The sequence below is a fragment of the Sphingomonas trueperi genome, from assembly GCF_040545965.1.
Classification (GTDB): domain Bacteria; phylum Pseudomonadota; class Alphaproteobacteria; order Sphingomonadales; family Sphingomonadaceae; genus Sphingomonas; species Sphingomonas trueperi_C.
The window spans coordinates 660,502-674,631 of sequence record NZ_JBEPMV010000003.1 but is presented as its reverse complement, the minus strand read 5'-3'; the positions used below and the strand labels follow the sequence as shown (position 1 = coordinate 674,631).

The 14,130-nt window shown below is 68.0% G+C and carries 16 protein-coding genes; 5 read left to right on the top strand and 11 right to left on the bottom strand.

The features are described from left to right. Positions 1–58 precede the first annotated feature (58 nt). From sdhA to sdhC, 3 genes are read right to left on the bottom strand one after another with little or no spacing between them, the layout of a single operon-like run. A complete protein-coding gene (gene sdhA / locus ABIC35_RS11050; protein WP_121074030.1) occupies positions 59–1,861 on the bottom strand; it encodes a succinate dehydrogenase flavoprotein subunit in 1,803 nt (600 codons plus the stop codon). Beyond that, a complete protein-coding gene (sdhD, locus tag ABIC35_RS11045) occupies positions 1,861–2,253 on the bottom strand; it encodes a succinate dehydrogenase, hydrophobic membrane anchor protein (RefSeq protein WP_121074034.1) in 393 nt (130 codons plus the stop codon). Before sdhD ends, sdhA begins: the two co-directional genes overlap by 1 nt. Then, positions 2,246–2,668, bottom strand: a complete 423-nt coding sequence (sdhC, locus tag ABIC35_RS11040) for a succinate dehydrogenase, cytochrome b556 subunit (RefSeq protein ID WP_121074037.1) — start codon at positions 2,666–2,668, stop codon at positions 2,246–2,248. The genes sdhD and sdhC overlap by 8 nt, the downstream gene beginning before the upstream one ends. Positions 2,669–2,922: 254 nt before the next feature. Here sdhC and ABIC35_RS11035 point away from each other — a divergent pair, with 254 nt between their 5' ends. Genes ABIC35_RS11035 through ABIC35_RS11015 form a run of 5 tightly spaced genes read left to right on the top strand, consistent with a single transcriptional unit; the run spans position 2,923 to position 8,048 of the window. Further along, entirely contained in the window at positions 2,923–4,248 is a 1,326-nt protein-coding gene (locus ABIC35_RS11035; protein ID WP_183049477.1) for a methyl-accepting chemotaxis protein, read from the top strand. A gap of 10 nt (positions 4,249–4,258) precedes the next feature. Continuing rightward, on the top strand, positions 4,259–5,614 hold the full coding sequence (locus ABIC35_RS11030) for a methyl-accepting chemotaxis protein (RefSeq protein ID WP_121074040.1): 1,356 nt from the start codon (positions 4,259–4,261) through the stop codon (positions 5,612–5,614). Positions 5,615–5,672: 58 nt separating this feature from the next. After that, positions 5,673–6,362 carry a DUF2490 domain-containing protein gene (locus ABIC35_RS11025; protein ID WP_121074043.1) on the top strand — a complete coding sequence of 230 codons (690 nt, stop codon included), beginning with the start codon at positions 5,673–5,675 and terminating at the stop codon, positions 6,360–6,362. A gap of 50 nt (positions 6,363–6,412) precedes the next feature. Further along, positions 6,413–7,117, top strand: coding sequence for an SDR family NAD(P)-dependent oxidoreductase (locus ABIC35_RS11020; protein WP_121074046.1), 705 nt, complete (start codon positions 6,413–6,415; stop codon positions 7,115–7,117). Continuing rightward, entirely contained in the window at positions 7,107–8,048 is a 942-nt protein-coding gene (locus ABIC35_RS11015; protein ID WP_121074049.1) for a 50S ribosomal protein L11 methyltransferase, read from the top strand. The genes ABIC35_RS11020 and ABIC35_RS11015 overlap by 11 nt, the downstream gene beginning before the upstream one ends. A gap of 139 nt (positions 8,049–8,187) precedes the next feature. Here the strand turns inward: ABIC35_RS11015 and ABIC35_RS11010 are convergent, their stop codons facing one another. The 8 genes from ABIC35_RS11010 to ABIC35_RS10975 form a co-directional block, all read right to left on the bottom strand. Beyond that, positions 8,188–8,853, bottom strand: coding sequence for an HAD hydrolase-like protein (locus ABIC35_RS11010; RefSeq protein WP_121074052.1), 666 nt, complete (start codon positions 8,851–8,853; stop codon positions 8,188–8,190). Continuing rightward, the gene (locus ABIC35_RS11005) at positions 8,846–9,823 is read right to left on the bottom strand and encodes a cation diffusion facilitator family transporter (RefSeq protein WP_121074055.1); all 978 of its coding nucleotides are present in this window, start codon (positions 9,821–9,823) and stop codon (positions 8,846–8,848) included. The genes ABIC35_RS11010 and ABIC35_RS11005 overlap by 8 nt, the downstream gene beginning before the upstream one ends. Before the next feature lie 152 nt (positions 9,824–9,975). Further along, entirely contained in the window at positions 9,976–10,470 is a 495-nt protein-coding gene (locus tag ABIC35_RS11000) for an EF-hand domain-containing protein (protein WP_121074058.1), read from the bottom strand. A gap of 10 nt (positions 10,471–10,480) precedes the next feature. Then, positions 10,481–11,512 carry a tRNA preQ1(34) S-adenosylmethionine ribosyltransferase-isomerase QueA gene (queA, locus tag ABIC35_RS10995; protein ID WP_121074061.1) on the bottom strand — a complete coding sequence of 344 codons (1,032 nt, stop codon included), beginning with the start codon at positions 11,510–11,512 and terminating at the stop codon, positions 10,481–10,483. A 13-nt stretch (positions 11,513–11,525) separates the two neighbouring features. Next, positions 11,526–12,317, bottom strand: a complete 792-nt coding sequence (locus tag ABIC35_RS10990; protein ID WP_354278434.1) for a peptidylprolyl isomerase — start codon at positions 12,315–12,317, stop codon at positions 11,526–11,528. Positions 12,318–12,402: 85 nt separating this feature from the next. Continuing rightward, positions 12,403–12,912 (bottom strand): pantetheine-phosphate adenylyltransferase, encoded by a 510-nt coding sequence (gene coaD, locus ABIC35_RS10985; protein WP_121074064.1) that lies wholly within the window; start codon positions 12,910–12,912, stop codon positions 12,403–12,405. A 22-nt stretch (positions 12,913–12,934) separates the two neighbouring features. Next, positions 12,935–13,843: a polyprenyl synthetase family protein gene (locus ABIC35_RS10980; protein ID WP_121074067.1), complete on the bottom strand. Its 909-nt coding sequence runs from the start codon at positions 13,841–13,843 to the stop codon at positions 12,935–12,937. Positions 13,844–13,846: 3 nt separating this feature from the next. Beyond that, positions 13,847–14,092 carry an exodeoxyribonuclease VII small subunit gene (locus ABIC35_RS10975; protein WP_121074070.1) on the bottom strand — a complete coding sequence of 82 codons (246 nt, stop codon included), beginning with the start codon at positions 14,090–14,092 and terminating at the stop codon, positions 13,847–13,849. Positions 14,093–14,130: the final 38 nt, after the last annotated feature.

Below are 14,130 nucleotides of genomic sequence, written 5' to 3'. Positions count from 1 at the left end.
ACAAAAAGGCCGGAGCGTCGCCGCCCCGGCCTCTTCTAAAACCCATCCGCTCAGCGGATCAGTACACCCGCTTCTTCGGCTTGATGTAGTCGATCGCGTCGGTGAGCGTGTAGTCGTGGACCGGACGATAATCGATCGCGGTGGTGCCGCCCTTGCCGCCCCAGCCGTCGAACGTCGCGATGGTGTGCTTCATCCAGCCCGCGTCGTCGCGCTCGGGGAAGTCCTCGTGCATGTGTGCGCCGCGGCTTTCCTTGCGGTTGATCGCGCTGCGGATCGTCACCATCGCCTGGCCGAGCAGGTTGTCCAGCTCGAGCGTCTCGACGAGATCGGTGTTCCACACCAGCGAGCGATCGCTGACGTGCACGTCCTGAAGGCCCGCATAGACCTGGTCCATGTGCGCCACGCCCTCGGCCATCAGCTCCTCGGTGCGGAACACGGCGCAGTGGCGCTGCATCGTCTTCTGCATGTCGGCGCGCAGCTGCGCGGTGCGGGTGCCGCCATTGGCGTTGCGGAAGTGATCGAGGCGACCCAGCGCCAGCGCTTCCGAATCCTTCGGCAGCGGGTGGTGCGGGGTGTTCGGCTTGAGGATGTCGACGATCCGCTTGCCGGTCGCGCGACCGAACACCACGAGGTCGATCAGCGAGTTGGAGCCGAGGCGGTTGGCGCCGTGCACCGACACGCAGGCCGCTTCGCCGACTGCGAACAGGCCGGGGACCACCGCATCCGGATTGCCGTCCTTCAAATGGACGACTTCGCCGTGATAGTTGGTCGGGATGCCGCCCATATTGTAGTGGACGGTCGGGACCACCGGCAGCGGCTGGCGGGTGAGGTCGACGCCGGCGAAGACCTTGCCGGTCTCGGTGATGCCGGGCAGGCGCTCGGCCAGGATCTTGGGGTCGATATGGTTGAGGTGAAGGAAGATATGGTCCTTCTCCTTGCCCACGCCGCGGCCTTCGCGGATCTCCATCGCCATCGAGCGCGACACGACGTCGCGGCTGGCGAGATCCTTGGCGGACGGTGCATAGCGCTCCATGAAGCGCTCACCCTCGGAGTTGGTGAGATAGCCGCCTTCGCCGCGCGCACCCTCGGTGATCAGCACGCCCGCGCCGTAGATGCCGGTCGGGTGGAACTGGACGAACTCCATGTCCTGGAGCGGCAGGCCGGCGCGGAGCACCATCGCGTTGCCGTCGCCGGTGCAGGTGTGCGCCGAAGTGGCCGACTGGTAGACGCGGCCATAGCCGCCGGTCGCCAGCACCACTGCATGGCTGCGGAAGCGGTGGATCGAGCCGTCGTCCATGCACAGGGCGATCACGCCCCGGCACTCGCCGTCTTCCATGATCAGGTCGAGCGCGAAATATTCGATGAAGAAGTCCGCGTCGTACTTCAGGCTCTGCTGGTACAGCGTGTGCAGCATCGCGTGGCCGGTACGATCCGCCGCGGCGCAGGTGCGCTGCGCGGGCGGGCCTTCGCCCATGTTCTGCATCATGCCGCCGAACGGGCGCTGGTAGATCTTGCCCTCGTCGGTGCGGCTGAACGGCATGCCGGCATGCTCGAGCTCGTACACCGCAGCCGGGGCCTCGCGGGTCAGATACTCAATCGCGTCCTGATCGCCGAGCCAGTCGGAGCCCTTGACGGTGTCGTACATGTGCCAGGTCCAGTGGTCCGGACCCATGTTGCCGAGGCTGGCGGCGATGCCGCCCTGCGCCGCCACGGTGTGGCTGCGCGTCGGGAACACCTTGGTGATGCAGGCGGTCTTGAGGCCCGACTGCGCCACTTCCATCACCGCGCGGAGGCCGGAGCCGCCCGCGCCGACAACGACGGTGTCATAGATATGGTCGATGATCTTGTAGGCGGCGGGCATCAGGCAGCCACTCCGGTGGAGGTGAAGGCGATCTTCAGGATGGCGAAGATCGCGAGCACGCGGACGGTGATCGTGAAATATTCGAGCAGGACGATCAGCACGAAGCGCGTCTCGTTGTGCTGATAGTCCTCGATCACGACCTGCAGGCCGTGACGGAAGTGGAAGGTGACGCTGAGGACCAAAAGGATCAGCGGCACCGCGACCAGCGGCTGGCCGATCCAGGCCACCATCGTCGCATAGTCATAGGCGGGCAGCAGGGCGATCGAGACGATCAGCCACAGCACCAGCAGCAGGTTGGAGCCCGCCGAGACCTTGTGCTTCCACCATTCGCCCGCGCCTTCATGCGCCGAGCCGAGGCCGCGGACGCGACCGAGCTGGGTTCCGTTACCCATGCGCCTTCTCCAGAAGCACGACCCAGAAGATCGCGGTGGCGAGGATGCTGACCGCGAAGGTGGTGAGCGCGGTGCGCTTGTTCGCGCGCAGCTCGAAATTCGCGCCGGCGTCGAGGAACAGGTGGCGCACGCCCGAGGCCATGTGCTGGAAGAAGGACAGGCTCATCCCGATCCCGACGATATAGCCGAGGATGTTGAGCTTGCCGTTCGACAGCGTGAACACGTCGAGGAACGTCGCATAGGCATCGGGGCCATAGGCGAGCGCGACCAGCCACCAGACGAACAGCCCGGTGCCCACGGTCGCCATGCCGGAGCCGGTGGCGCGGTGGAGAATAGAGACCGCCATGTGCGGTCCCCAGGTATAGATGCCGAGATGCGGCGACAGCGGTCGTGCCGTGTTGCGGACGTTAGCCAACGATAAATCCTTTCGGTCGACGCGGGCTTCCTTAATCCCGCCAGACGAGGATGCAAGACGGATTGCCCTTAGGTTCAGCCGGGCGGTGGACGCAAGATGTTGCGGATCCGCCATCGCAAGCCCGCTCCTAACCGGCTCTTAACCACTGAAGCGACATAGCTTGGCCGGATGCGGCCGAAGCCCGGCCGCCGACCGGGGATGTGACGTAGGTGAGCGATTCGGTTTCCACCCAGGCGCTGGCGGCGGCCGGCACGATGAGCGCGCGGATCGATGTGGCGGCGCGGCTGCGCGTGTTCGACTTCGAAGGCTCCCTCCAGCAATCGAGTCGCGACTGCTGGGAGATCCTGGAGCCCGAGATTGAGGCGGTCTCGGCCGCCTATTGGCACCAATGGGTCCGCTGCTTCCCGGAGGAACGCGATTGGGCACCGTCCGACACTGCCAAGATGATCGACGTGGGCGTGGTGTTCCTGCGCAGCCGGTTCCTGGAGACGACCACCAAGACCTGGATCGAGTCGATCGAGCGCTCGGTTGCCGCCGCCTATGAGAAGGGCGTGCCGCCGATGGCGTTGCTGTCGATGATCAGCGCGAGCGACCGCGCGGCGCTGGAAGTGCTGATCCGCCGGGTGGGCGCCGCAGATCCGCGGCTGCCGGTGCTGGTCGACACGCTGATGCGCCTCTCAGCGCTCGAGGCCGACATCACCGTCGAGGTCTACAACATGTACCGCGAGCACGCCGCGCAGGTGGCGCGCGACCGGCTTGCCACCGAATTCCACAATTCGATCGGCGCGACCGTCGAGCAGGCCTCGCGCGGTGGCGAGGAACTGCGCGGCCAGGCGGTGCACACCTCCGCCTCGGCGCGCGGCATGCTGGGCAAGGCGAGCGAAGTCGCCGCGGCGGCAGAACAGTCGGCGGTGGCGATGCGCGAGGCGGCGATGACCGCGGCGGGGCTGATCCGCGCGATCGAGGATGCGCGTACCGAGGTCGAGGCGGCGGCGACGATCGCCACGCGGGCGAGCGGCCAGGCGAGCGACGCGGTGGGAATGAGCGAGATGCTCTCCGATCACGCCAAGTCGATCGAGTCCATTCTCGGCCTGATCCGCGACATTGCCGGGCAGACCAATTTGCTCGCGCTCAACGCGACGATCGAGGCTGCGCGGGCAGGGGATGCTGGTCGCGGTTTCGCGGTGGTGGCGCAGGAAGTGAAGAGCCTCGCCAGCCAGACCGCGCGCGCGACCGACGACATCGCCGCCAAGATTGCCGCGATCCAGTCGGCGACGCGCTCGACGGTGGAGACCAACGCCTCGATCCGCGCGACCGTGTCCGAAGTGCAGGAAAGCGCCAACCGCATCCGCAGCGCGATGGAAATTCAGGCGCAGACCGTCACGGCGATCACCGCGGCGGTCGACGAGACCGCGCTGGCCGCGGATTCGATGTCGGCGACCATCAGTGCGATCCGCGCCGATACCGAGGCGGTTGCCTCCGAGATCGACCGGGTCGGCCAGGGATTTGCGACGCTCGACGAACAGCTCGGCGCGCTGAAGGGCAGCGCCGGCGAGTTCGTCGCCAAAGTCGCCGCCTGAGGAGAGAGGCATGACGGCAGTACGGGAACCCGGGCAGTGGAGCGGCGGCGCGCGCTCGCTGCGCGAACACCAGCAGGAGTATGACTGGGACGGCACGCTGCTCGCCAGCTGTGCCGAGATCGCCGTGCTGCTCGACGACGCGCATGATGTGATCGCGCGGCGATCGCAGCAGCATCTTCTCCGCGGCCGGCTGAGTGGACAGATGCGTGCCGAGATCGAATCCGAGGCGCATGTCGCCGATGGCGCGCGGTACGATCGCATCAAGTTCGAGCAGCCGTTCAGCGAGGCGTGGGCGCAGATGGTCTGCGATTATGCCGCACGCACCTATTTGCTGGGCGTGCCGCTGCCAGTGCTGATCTCGCATTTCGCCTATGCGCACAGCCAGACGCTCGACGTGCTGCGGAGCAAGGTCGAGGGCGACCTGGACCGCTATGCCCGCCTCAGCGAAGCGGTACAGCGGCTGGCGATGGCCGAGGTGGACCTGATGGCCGCCCACCTCGGTGCGCGCGATGCCGAGTCGGTGCACGACGAACGCCGCGCGCGTTCGGATCAGTTTCGCGCGAGCATCGCCGAATCGATCGAAGGCGCGACGATGCTCGGCAACCGCATCCGGGTGCAGGCGCAGGGTGCGTCGAGCGCGGCGCGCGGTATGCTGGGCAAGGCGAGCGAAGTCGCCGCGGCGGCGGAACAGTCCGCGGTGGCGATGCGCGAGGCGGCGATGACCGCGGCTGGCCTGATCCGCGCGATCGAGGATGCGCGCACCGAGGTCGAAGCGGCGGCGGGCATCGCCACCCGCGCGTCCGGCCAGGCAAGCGAAGCGGTGGGGATGAGCGAGATGCTCTCCGACCATGCCAAGTCGATCGAATCGATCCTCGGCCTGATCCGCGATATTGCCGGGCAGACCAATTTGCTCGCGCTCAACGCGACGATTGAGGCGGCCCGGGCAGGGGATGCCGGTCGCGGCTTCGCGGTGGTGGCGCAGGAAGTGAAGAGCCTCGCCAGCCAGACCGCGCGCGCGACCGACGACATCGCCGCGAAGATCGCCGCAATTCAGTCGGCGACGCGTTCGACGGTGGAAACCAATGCCTCGATCCGGGCGACCGTCTCCGAAGTGCAGGAAAGCGCCAACCGCATTCGCACCGCGATGGAGGTCCAGGCGCAGACCGTCACCGCAATCACCGCGGCGGTGGACGAGACCGCGCTGGCGGCGGATTCGATGTCCGCCACGATCGGGGCGATCCGCGAGGACACCAAGAGCGTCACCAGCGAGATCGACACGCTTCAGCACGACGTGACCGAGGTCGACGACCGGCTGAACCAGCTGCGCGCGGCTGCGGAGGACTTCTCGACTTCGGTAGCAGCCTGATCTCGAGCAACACCGCGGCGGCTTGATCCGTTGCCCTTCTCCGTGGCATCGCCCGCAGATGTCACGTATCTTTCCTTGTGCTGCGCTTCTGTTGCTCGCCGGTGTCCTGCCTGCGCAAGCCCAGCAGGAGGACCGGCAGGCCTGGGAGCAGCTCAACGTCATCGTGCCGATGACCAAGCAGGTGCGCGTGACGCTGGAGCAGATCGCGCGCACCAGCGATCGCCAGGACGGCATCTACACCACCGAATATGGTGCGCTGCTCGGCTGGCAGATCGCCAAGGGTGTCGAGTTCGGCGTCGGCTATCGGCGGGTCGGATTTCACAGCGCCAATCTCGCGCCCGACGAGGACCGCGTTCGCCAGCAGATCGTGTTCAACCGCGGGCGCCTGGCCGGCCGCTTCCGGATCGACGAGCGGTTCAGCGCCGTCGGCAGCGGCATCGGCGTGCGGATCCGGCCGCTGCTGCGCTACAACCTCCCACTCGGACGGCCGCGGCTGGCGCTGTTCGCCAGCCATGAGAGCTTCCTGCTGCCCAACAGCACCAGCTGGGGCCAGCGCGCGGGCTATGAGCGGATGCGCAACCTGCTCGGCGTCGCGGTGCCGCTGGGCAAGGCGCTGAACGCGGATATCGGCTATCTCAACCAGTATCGCTTCGGGCGGGGCGGTGCGCGGCCGCAGATGGACCATGCGCTGAGCGTGCAGCTGACGGTCAATCTCGGCGCGCTCGGCGTGGCGGTACTCCACGACTGAGGTCTGCGTGCCGGGGTGACGCGCCCCCGCGCCCGCGCTAGGGCAGCCTCATGAAGACCCATATCCTCCTCACCGGCAGCAGCCGGGGCATCGGCGCGGCGACGGCTACGCTGCTCGGCGACGATGCGCGCGTGACGCTGGTCGGCCAGGGCACGCGCAGCGGCATCCCCGCCGACTTCACTGATCCCGCCGCGCCCCAGGCGCTCTGGCAGCAGGCGCTCGACGCGCTCGACGGCCGGATCGATGTGCTGATCAACAATGCCGGCATCTTCGAGGCCAATCCGCTCGACGCCGCGCATGACGACTGGGTCGAGGGCTGGGAGCGCACGATGCGCGTGAACCTCACCGCCTCGGCCGAGCTGTGCCGCCTCGCGGTGCGCCACTGGCAGGAACGCAAGAGCGGTGGCCGGATCGTCAACGTCGCCAGCCGCGCTGCCTATCGCGGCGACAGCCCGGCGCACTGGCATTATGCCGCGTCCAAGGCGGGCATGGTCGGCATGACCAAGTCGATCGCGCGCGGCTATGCGGGCGAGGGCATCCTCGCCTTCGCGATCTGCCCCGGCTTCACCATGACCGGGATGGCCGAGGACTATCTGGCCAGCCGCGGCGGCGACAAGCTGCTGGCGGATATCCCGCTCGGCCGCGTCGCCAGCCCGGAGGAAATCGCCGCCATCGCCAAGTTCTGTGCGCTCGACGCGCCCCCCTCGATGACCGGCGCGGTGCTCGACGCCAATGGAGCCAGCTATGTCCGCTGAGATCGACAGCTGGAAGGTCAGCCTGCCCTGCACCCGCGCCGAGGCCGAGGCGATCGACGCGGGCACGATCGAGATCGACGCGGTGCTGATGACTACCGAGACGGTGGAGGACGATGTCGAGCATTGGCGGCTCGACGCCTATATGGAGCACGAGCCCGATGCGGCGATGCTCGCGGCACTCAAGGCGCTGGTGCCGAGCGCGGCAGAGGTGGAGCCGGAGGTTGAAGCGCTGACCGCACAGGACTGGGTGACGCTCAGCCAGGAAGGGCTGGAACCGATCCGCGAGGGCCGCTTCGTCGTCCACACCAGCGCGCATCCGGTCGAGGCGCCGGAGGGCGGTCGCGCCTTCCTGATCGACGCGGGACGCGCGTTCGGCACCGGGCACCATGCGACCACCTCGGGCTGCCTAGCGATGCTCGACGGTCTTTCGGACAAGAATTTCGCGAACATCATCGATGTCGGCACGGGTACCGGTCTGCTGGCGTTCGCCGGCGCGCATCTCTGGCCCGAGGCCAAGGTGATGGCGACCGACATCGACCCTGCTGCGGTCGACGTGACGCGCGAGAATGCCGTGGCCAACGGGATCGAGGGCGTCGACCTGGTGGTTGCGGACGGCGCGCTGTCGGATGCGATCACCGCCAAGGCGCCCTACGACCTCGTCATCGCCAACATTCTGGCGGGGCCGTTGGTCTCGATGGCGCCCGAGCTCGCCGCCATTGCCGCGCCGCACGCGACGATCGTGCTGGCCGGGCTGCTGGAGACGCAGCGCGGACAGGTGGTGGAAGCCTTCGAGGGATGCGGCTGCACGCTGGAAGCGATCGACCGCCGCGGCGACTGGACGATCCTGCGGCTCGCCGCCGGGGCGACGCGCTACGTGCCGGTCACTCCGCCCGACCCCAAGGGCCGCGACGGCTGGGCGCTGGATATTTGAGCTGACCCTCCGCCCTGTTGTTCGTCATTCCGGCGAAAGCCGGAATCCATTGGCGCTCCGTTTCCGAAAAAGCCGAGCCGCACAGGCGAATGGATCCCGGCTTCCGCCGGGATGACGGCTTCAGGGGCGGTGGGCTCCCTCAGCCCCGGTGCTTGCTGACGTAACTTACGATGTCCTCGGGCGTGCGGAACACGGCGTCGGGGGACATGCCGGTCAGCAGATCCTCCGCGGCATAGCCCCACAGCACCGAACCCGCGCGCATGCCCACTTCGCGCGCGGCATCGACGTCGCGAGTCTCGTCGCCGATCGCCAGCGCGGCGTGGGGCTCGACGCCCATCTTGCGCAGCACGCGGCGGAACTTCGGGGCCTTGCCGAACAGCGACGAGCCGCAGGCGTAGTAATGAATCTTGGCGGCGTGGCGGGGCCCGAGGATCTTGCGCGCGTTCTCCTCGGAGTTGGAGGTGACCAGCGCCAGCTTCACGCCCATGTCGACGAGCCGTTCGAGCAGGTTGGGCGTGCCGGGGAACAGCTCGATCCGGTGCGCTTCGCGGCTCACCAGCTTGCGGACGTAGCGGGCGATCCACGGCATCTTCCACCGCGAGATGCCGAGAAAGTCGATCACTTCGCGCGAGCTCTTGCGGCGGAGCATCTCCACCTCGTCCGGCGCGATCTTGCGGAAGCGGAACCGCTCGGCGAGATCGTTGGCGACCGAGACGAACCAGTCGCCGCTGTCGGACAGCGTGCCGTCGAAATCGAAGATGACGAGGTCCAGCGGGCGGGCCGCTATGGCACTCGTATCAACCATGTCCGCTACCAGGTCCATGCATCCGGCACTCCGCCCCGTTGCCCAACTCTATCTGTACCGTACTGTGCTCGATCCGGAAATCGTGTGCGAGCCGGTGCTGAAGATTAATCAGAAATGCGTCACCTGGATGACCATCGGGGATGACGAGATGCGCGGTGAGCGCCGTCTCGGTCGTGCTCATCGGCCAGACATGGAGGTCATGGACGCGCGTGACGCCCGGCTGGGCGAGCAACGCCTGTTCCACCGCCTCCAGATCGATGCGAGCGGGCACCGCCTGCAGCGCCATGGTAAGCGATTCGCGCAGCAGCCCCCAGGTGCCGATAAGGATCACCACGACGACCACGAAGCTGATCGCCGGGTCGATCCAGCGCAGCCCGGTCCACCAGATCAGCGCGCCGGCGACCACCACCGCGGCGGATACCGCGGCGTCGGCGGCCATGTGGAGATAGGCACCGCGTACGTTGATGTCGTGCTCGCGGCCGCGAGCGAATAGCAGGGCGGTGCCGAGGTTCACGACGATACCCGCGCCCGCAACCAGCATCACCGGAATGGGAGCGACGGCGGGCGGATCGGCGAAGCGCTGCACCGTCTCGAGCAGGATCGCGCCGACGGCGATCAGCAGCAGCAGCGCATTGGCGAGCGCGGCGAGGATCGAGGAGGCGCCCAGGCCATAGGTGAAGCGCGGCGTTGCCGGCCGCTTGCCGAGCTCGGCGCCCACCCAGGCGATCAGCAGGCCGAGCACGTCGGAGAGGTTGTGGCCCGCATCGGCGAGCAGCGCCATCGAGTTGGTCCAGATCCCGGCGCCGCCCTCGATCACCACGAAGGCGATGTTGAGCGCGGTCCCGATCGCGAAGGCGCGGCCGAAATCGGCGGGCGCATGGCTGTGGCCGAGCCCGTGCGAGTGGCCGTGCCCGTGGCTATGGTCGTGTGAGTGGCCATGGTGATGGCCGTGCGCGTGATTTCCCGACATGTCGGGCGATCCTAGCGGGCCAGGCCCATGTGATGCTAGCGCATTGGGACGAAAGCACACCGTGCTCCTGCGAAAGCAGGAGCCGAGGGTAGGAGAGGACGCCGCTCGTGGACCTGGGCCCCTGCTTTCGGCGGGGGCACGGCAGTGCTAGCTCAGCGCCGCTTGCGCTTGCCGTCCATCGGGTTGAACGCGGGCGGGCGGATCGTCACCAGCTCGCTGCGCTCGATCACGCCATCCTTGTTCTTGTCGAAGCGACCCCAGATCTGCGCGAAGCGGTCCTGGAATTCGGCCCAGCTGACCTTGTTGTCGCCGTCGCGGTCCATCTCGAACGGGCTGGGCAGCGTGTTGCGATCGCCCATCCAGCGCAGCGACCAGTCCGAATAGGCGATATAGCCGAGGCTGCCGGTGTGACCGGTATCGGCGCTGTCGAAGCTGCGCTTGAGGCCGGCGTCGAACTCGGCGCGGGTGACGCGGGCGTCGCCGTCGCTGTCGAACCCGGCGATCAGCAGCGCCACCGGCTCGGCGATCACCGTCGCCTGGGGCTGCGCACCCGGCGCGTTGACCGTGATTGCGTCCGGCGCGGGCCGTTGCTGCGCAGCGGCGGGCAGGGCGGCGGTGCAGGCGGCGAGCAACAGGAACAGGCGCATCGAAATCCCTTCAGCGGGCCGGGAGCAAGAGGCTCGAATCCCCATAGCTGTAGAAGCGATAGCCGGTTTCGATCGCATGGGCATAGGCCGCCTGCATGCGATCCAGCCCCATCAGCGCAGAGACCAGCATGAACAGCGTCGAGCGCGGCAGATGGAAATTGGTCACCAGCCCGTCCACGCCCTTGAAGCGATAGCCCGGCGTGATGAAGATCGCGGTGTCCCCCTCGAAGGGCTGGATCACGCGATCCTCGTCTGCCGCGCTCTCCAGCAGGCGCAGGCTGGTGGTGCCCACCGCGATGATGCGGTTGCCCGCCGCGCGCACCGCATTCAGCCGCTCGGCCACCTCGGGGGTGATGCGCCCCCATTCGGCGTGCATCTTGTGGTCGGCGGTGTCCTCGGCCTTGACCGGCAGGAAGGTGCCTGCGCCGACATGCAAGGTCAGTGTGGTGTGGCCGATCCCGGCGGCCTCCAGCGAAGCCATCAGCTCGGGCGTGAAGTGCAGCGCGGCGGTGGGCGCGGCGACGGCGCCCGGCTCGGCCGCGAACATCGTCTGGTAATCGTTGGCGTCGCGCGCGTCGGTCGGGCGCTTGGAGGCGATATAGGGCGGCAGCGGCATGCGGCCGCAGCGCTCGAGTAGCAGCTCGACCGGCTCGTCACCCTGGAAGTCGAGCGCGAAGCTGCCGTCCTCGGCACGGTCCGAGGCGATGGCGATCGCATCGGGGCCGAAGTCGATCGCGTCGCCCTCGCGCAGCCGCTTGGCGTTGCGGATGAAGGCGCGCCAGCGGCGCGGCCCCTCGCGCTTGTGGAGCGTCGCGCCGATCCGCGCCTCGCCGCGCGTGCCCTCCAGCTGGGCGGGGATCACGCGGGTGTCGTTGAACACCAGGCAGTCGCCGGGGCGGAGCTGGGCGGCGAGATCGCGGACGATCGCGTCGCGCGTTTCCGCCCCGTCCAGTACCAGCAGGCGGGCCGAATCGCGCGGAGCAGCGGGGCGCAGCGCGATCCGTTCGTTCGGCAGTTCGAAATCGAAAAGGTCGACGTTCACGGTTGGCGGTCGATCACTTCTTCTTCGGTGCCGGCTTCTTCGCCGCAGGCGCGGGCTTGGCAGCGGCCGGGGCGCTCGGCCCCACCGGGATCAGCGTCGGGCCGGTCGCCGCCGGGGTGGCAGGCGCCAGCGGCTGATAGGCCGGGGGATTGTCCGATTCGATATAGGCGTGGATGATCACGGTCGGGTGCTGCGGCGGCTCGCCGCGCTCGATCTTGTCGACCCACTCCATGCCCGAGGTGACGCGGCCGAACACGGTATAGTCGTGGTCGAACGCCAGCTTGGGCTGCATCATGATGAAGAACTGGCTGTTCGCGCTGTTCTCCGCCTCGGCCTTTTGCTCGGCGGTGGCATTGTCCGGCGCGCCGCGGCGGGCGGCGGAGACGGTGCCGCGGACGTGCGGCAGCGAGCTGAACTCGGCGGGCACGTTGGGCAGGTCCGAATCGCCGGTGCCGTCGCCCTTGGGATCGCCGCCCTGGGCGATGTTGTAGGGGTCGTCGACCACGCGGTGGAAGGTCAGGCCGTCATAGAAATGCTTGCGGGTGAGCGTCTTGATCCGCTCGACCATCTTGGGCGCAACGTCCGGACGCAGCCGGATCAGCACGCGGCCGCCGGTCGACAGGTCCAGCACCCAGGTGTTCTCCGGGTCGGCGGGAACCAGCACGGCGGGGCGGGTGTTCACATCGGCATTGACGCCCTTGAACGGTTCGATGACGGGCTTCGGCTTGCCTCCGCCGCCCTGGGCCAGCGCCGGCACGGCGAACAGCGTGGCGGCCATGGCGGCCATCGTGGCTAGGAAACGCATCGAACTTCCCACTCGTTTTCTGGTGAATGCGCGGCTCTACCGCAATCGCCGGGCAGCGCAAAGCCCGGTGCGCGTCACGTTGATGTTAGTTGCTGCCCTTGCGGCCGAGCAACTCGACCCGGGCAGCGACATCGGCCTCGACGGTCTCCGTCACGAAGCGATGGATCGGGCCGCCGTACATCGCGATTTCCTTGACCAGCCGGCTGGCGATCGGCTGGAGCGAGACGTCGGCCATCAGGAAAACCGTCTCGATCCGGTCGTTGATCTGCTGGTTCATGCCGGCCATCTGATATTCGTATTCGAAATCGGCCACGGCGCGCAGGCCGCGGACGATCACGCTGGCGCGCTCGCGCTCGGCAAAGTCCATCAGCAGCGAATCGAAGCTGACCACCTCGATCGTGCCGGGCAGCCCCTCCACCTCGCGGCGGACCATCGCCATGCGCTCCTCCACGGTGAACATCGGCGACTTGGACGGGTTGGTGGTCACGCCGATCACCAGCCGGTCGACCAGCTTCGCGCCGCGCCGGATGATGTCCATATGCCCGCGGGTGATCGGATCGAAGGTGCCGGGATAGACCCCGATACGGCTGTGCATGCGGTGTCTCCCCCAGGTCCGTTCAGCGGTCGCGTTCGAGTGTGAAGCGCGCCACGTCGCGCAGCAGATCGGCCTCGGGGCCGAAGGCGTGGAGATGGGCGATCGCCTGGTCGACCAGCATCCGCGCCTGTTCGCGCGCGCGATCGATGCCCAGTAGCGACAGGAAGGTTTCCTTGCCCGCCGCGCTGTCCTTGCCGACCTTCTTGCCGACCAGCGCTTCGTCACCCTCGGCGTCCAGAATGTCGTCGACGATCTGGAAGGCCAGGCCGATGTCGCGAGCATAGCCGCGCAGCCCGGTGCGGCCCTCGGGCGAGACGCGGCCGAGGATGGCGGCGCTTTCGACCGCGCAGGAGATCAGCGCGCCGGTCTTCATCGCCTGCAGCCGGGTAACGGTGGCGAGATCGAAGCTGGCCTTCTCCGCCTCCAGGTCCATCATCTGGCCGCCCGCCATGCCCGAGGGCCCCGATGCACGGGCGAGTTCGGCGATCAGCTCGACGCGGACATAGGGGTCCGGGTGGGTCGCCTCATGGCCGAGAATCTCGAAGGCGAGCGCATGGAGGCAGTCGCCCGCCAGGATTGCCGTCGCTTCGTCGAACGCCTTGTGCACGGTGGGCTTGCCGCGGCGCAGGTCGTCATTGTCCATCGCGGGCAGATCGTCATGGATCAGCGAATAGACATGGATGCATTCGAGCGCAGTCGCGACACGCGCGGCGCAGGTCTTGTCGACCGCGAACAGCTGCGCGGTGGCGAACACCAGCAGCGGCCGCAGCCGCTTGCCGCCGCCGATCGCGGCATGGCGCATCGCGCGATACAGGTCGGCGCGGGGATCGTCCGGGACTTCCAGCAACCGGTCGAACTGGGCGTCGATCTCGGCCGCGACCTGGCGCAGCGCCGATTCGAGCGCGAGCGATGCGTGCGTCACGCTCGCCACGCCTCAGCCGGCCGCGAAGGGCGTGGTGCCGGCGGCGCGGCCGTCGGCATCGGTGCGGATCGCTTCGATCCGGGCCTGTGCCGCGTCGAGCCGGGCGGCGCATTGCCGGCGCAACTGGTCGCCGCGCTCATAGAGGTCGATCGCCTCCTGCAGGGCCGCTTCGCCGCTCTCCAGCCGGCTCACGATCTTCTCCAGTTCCTTCAGCGCCTCTTCGAAGGAGAGCGCCGTGATGTCTGCTTGGGTAGCCATGCGCTCGCTATGCGGCAGGGCGGGGCCCGATGGCAACC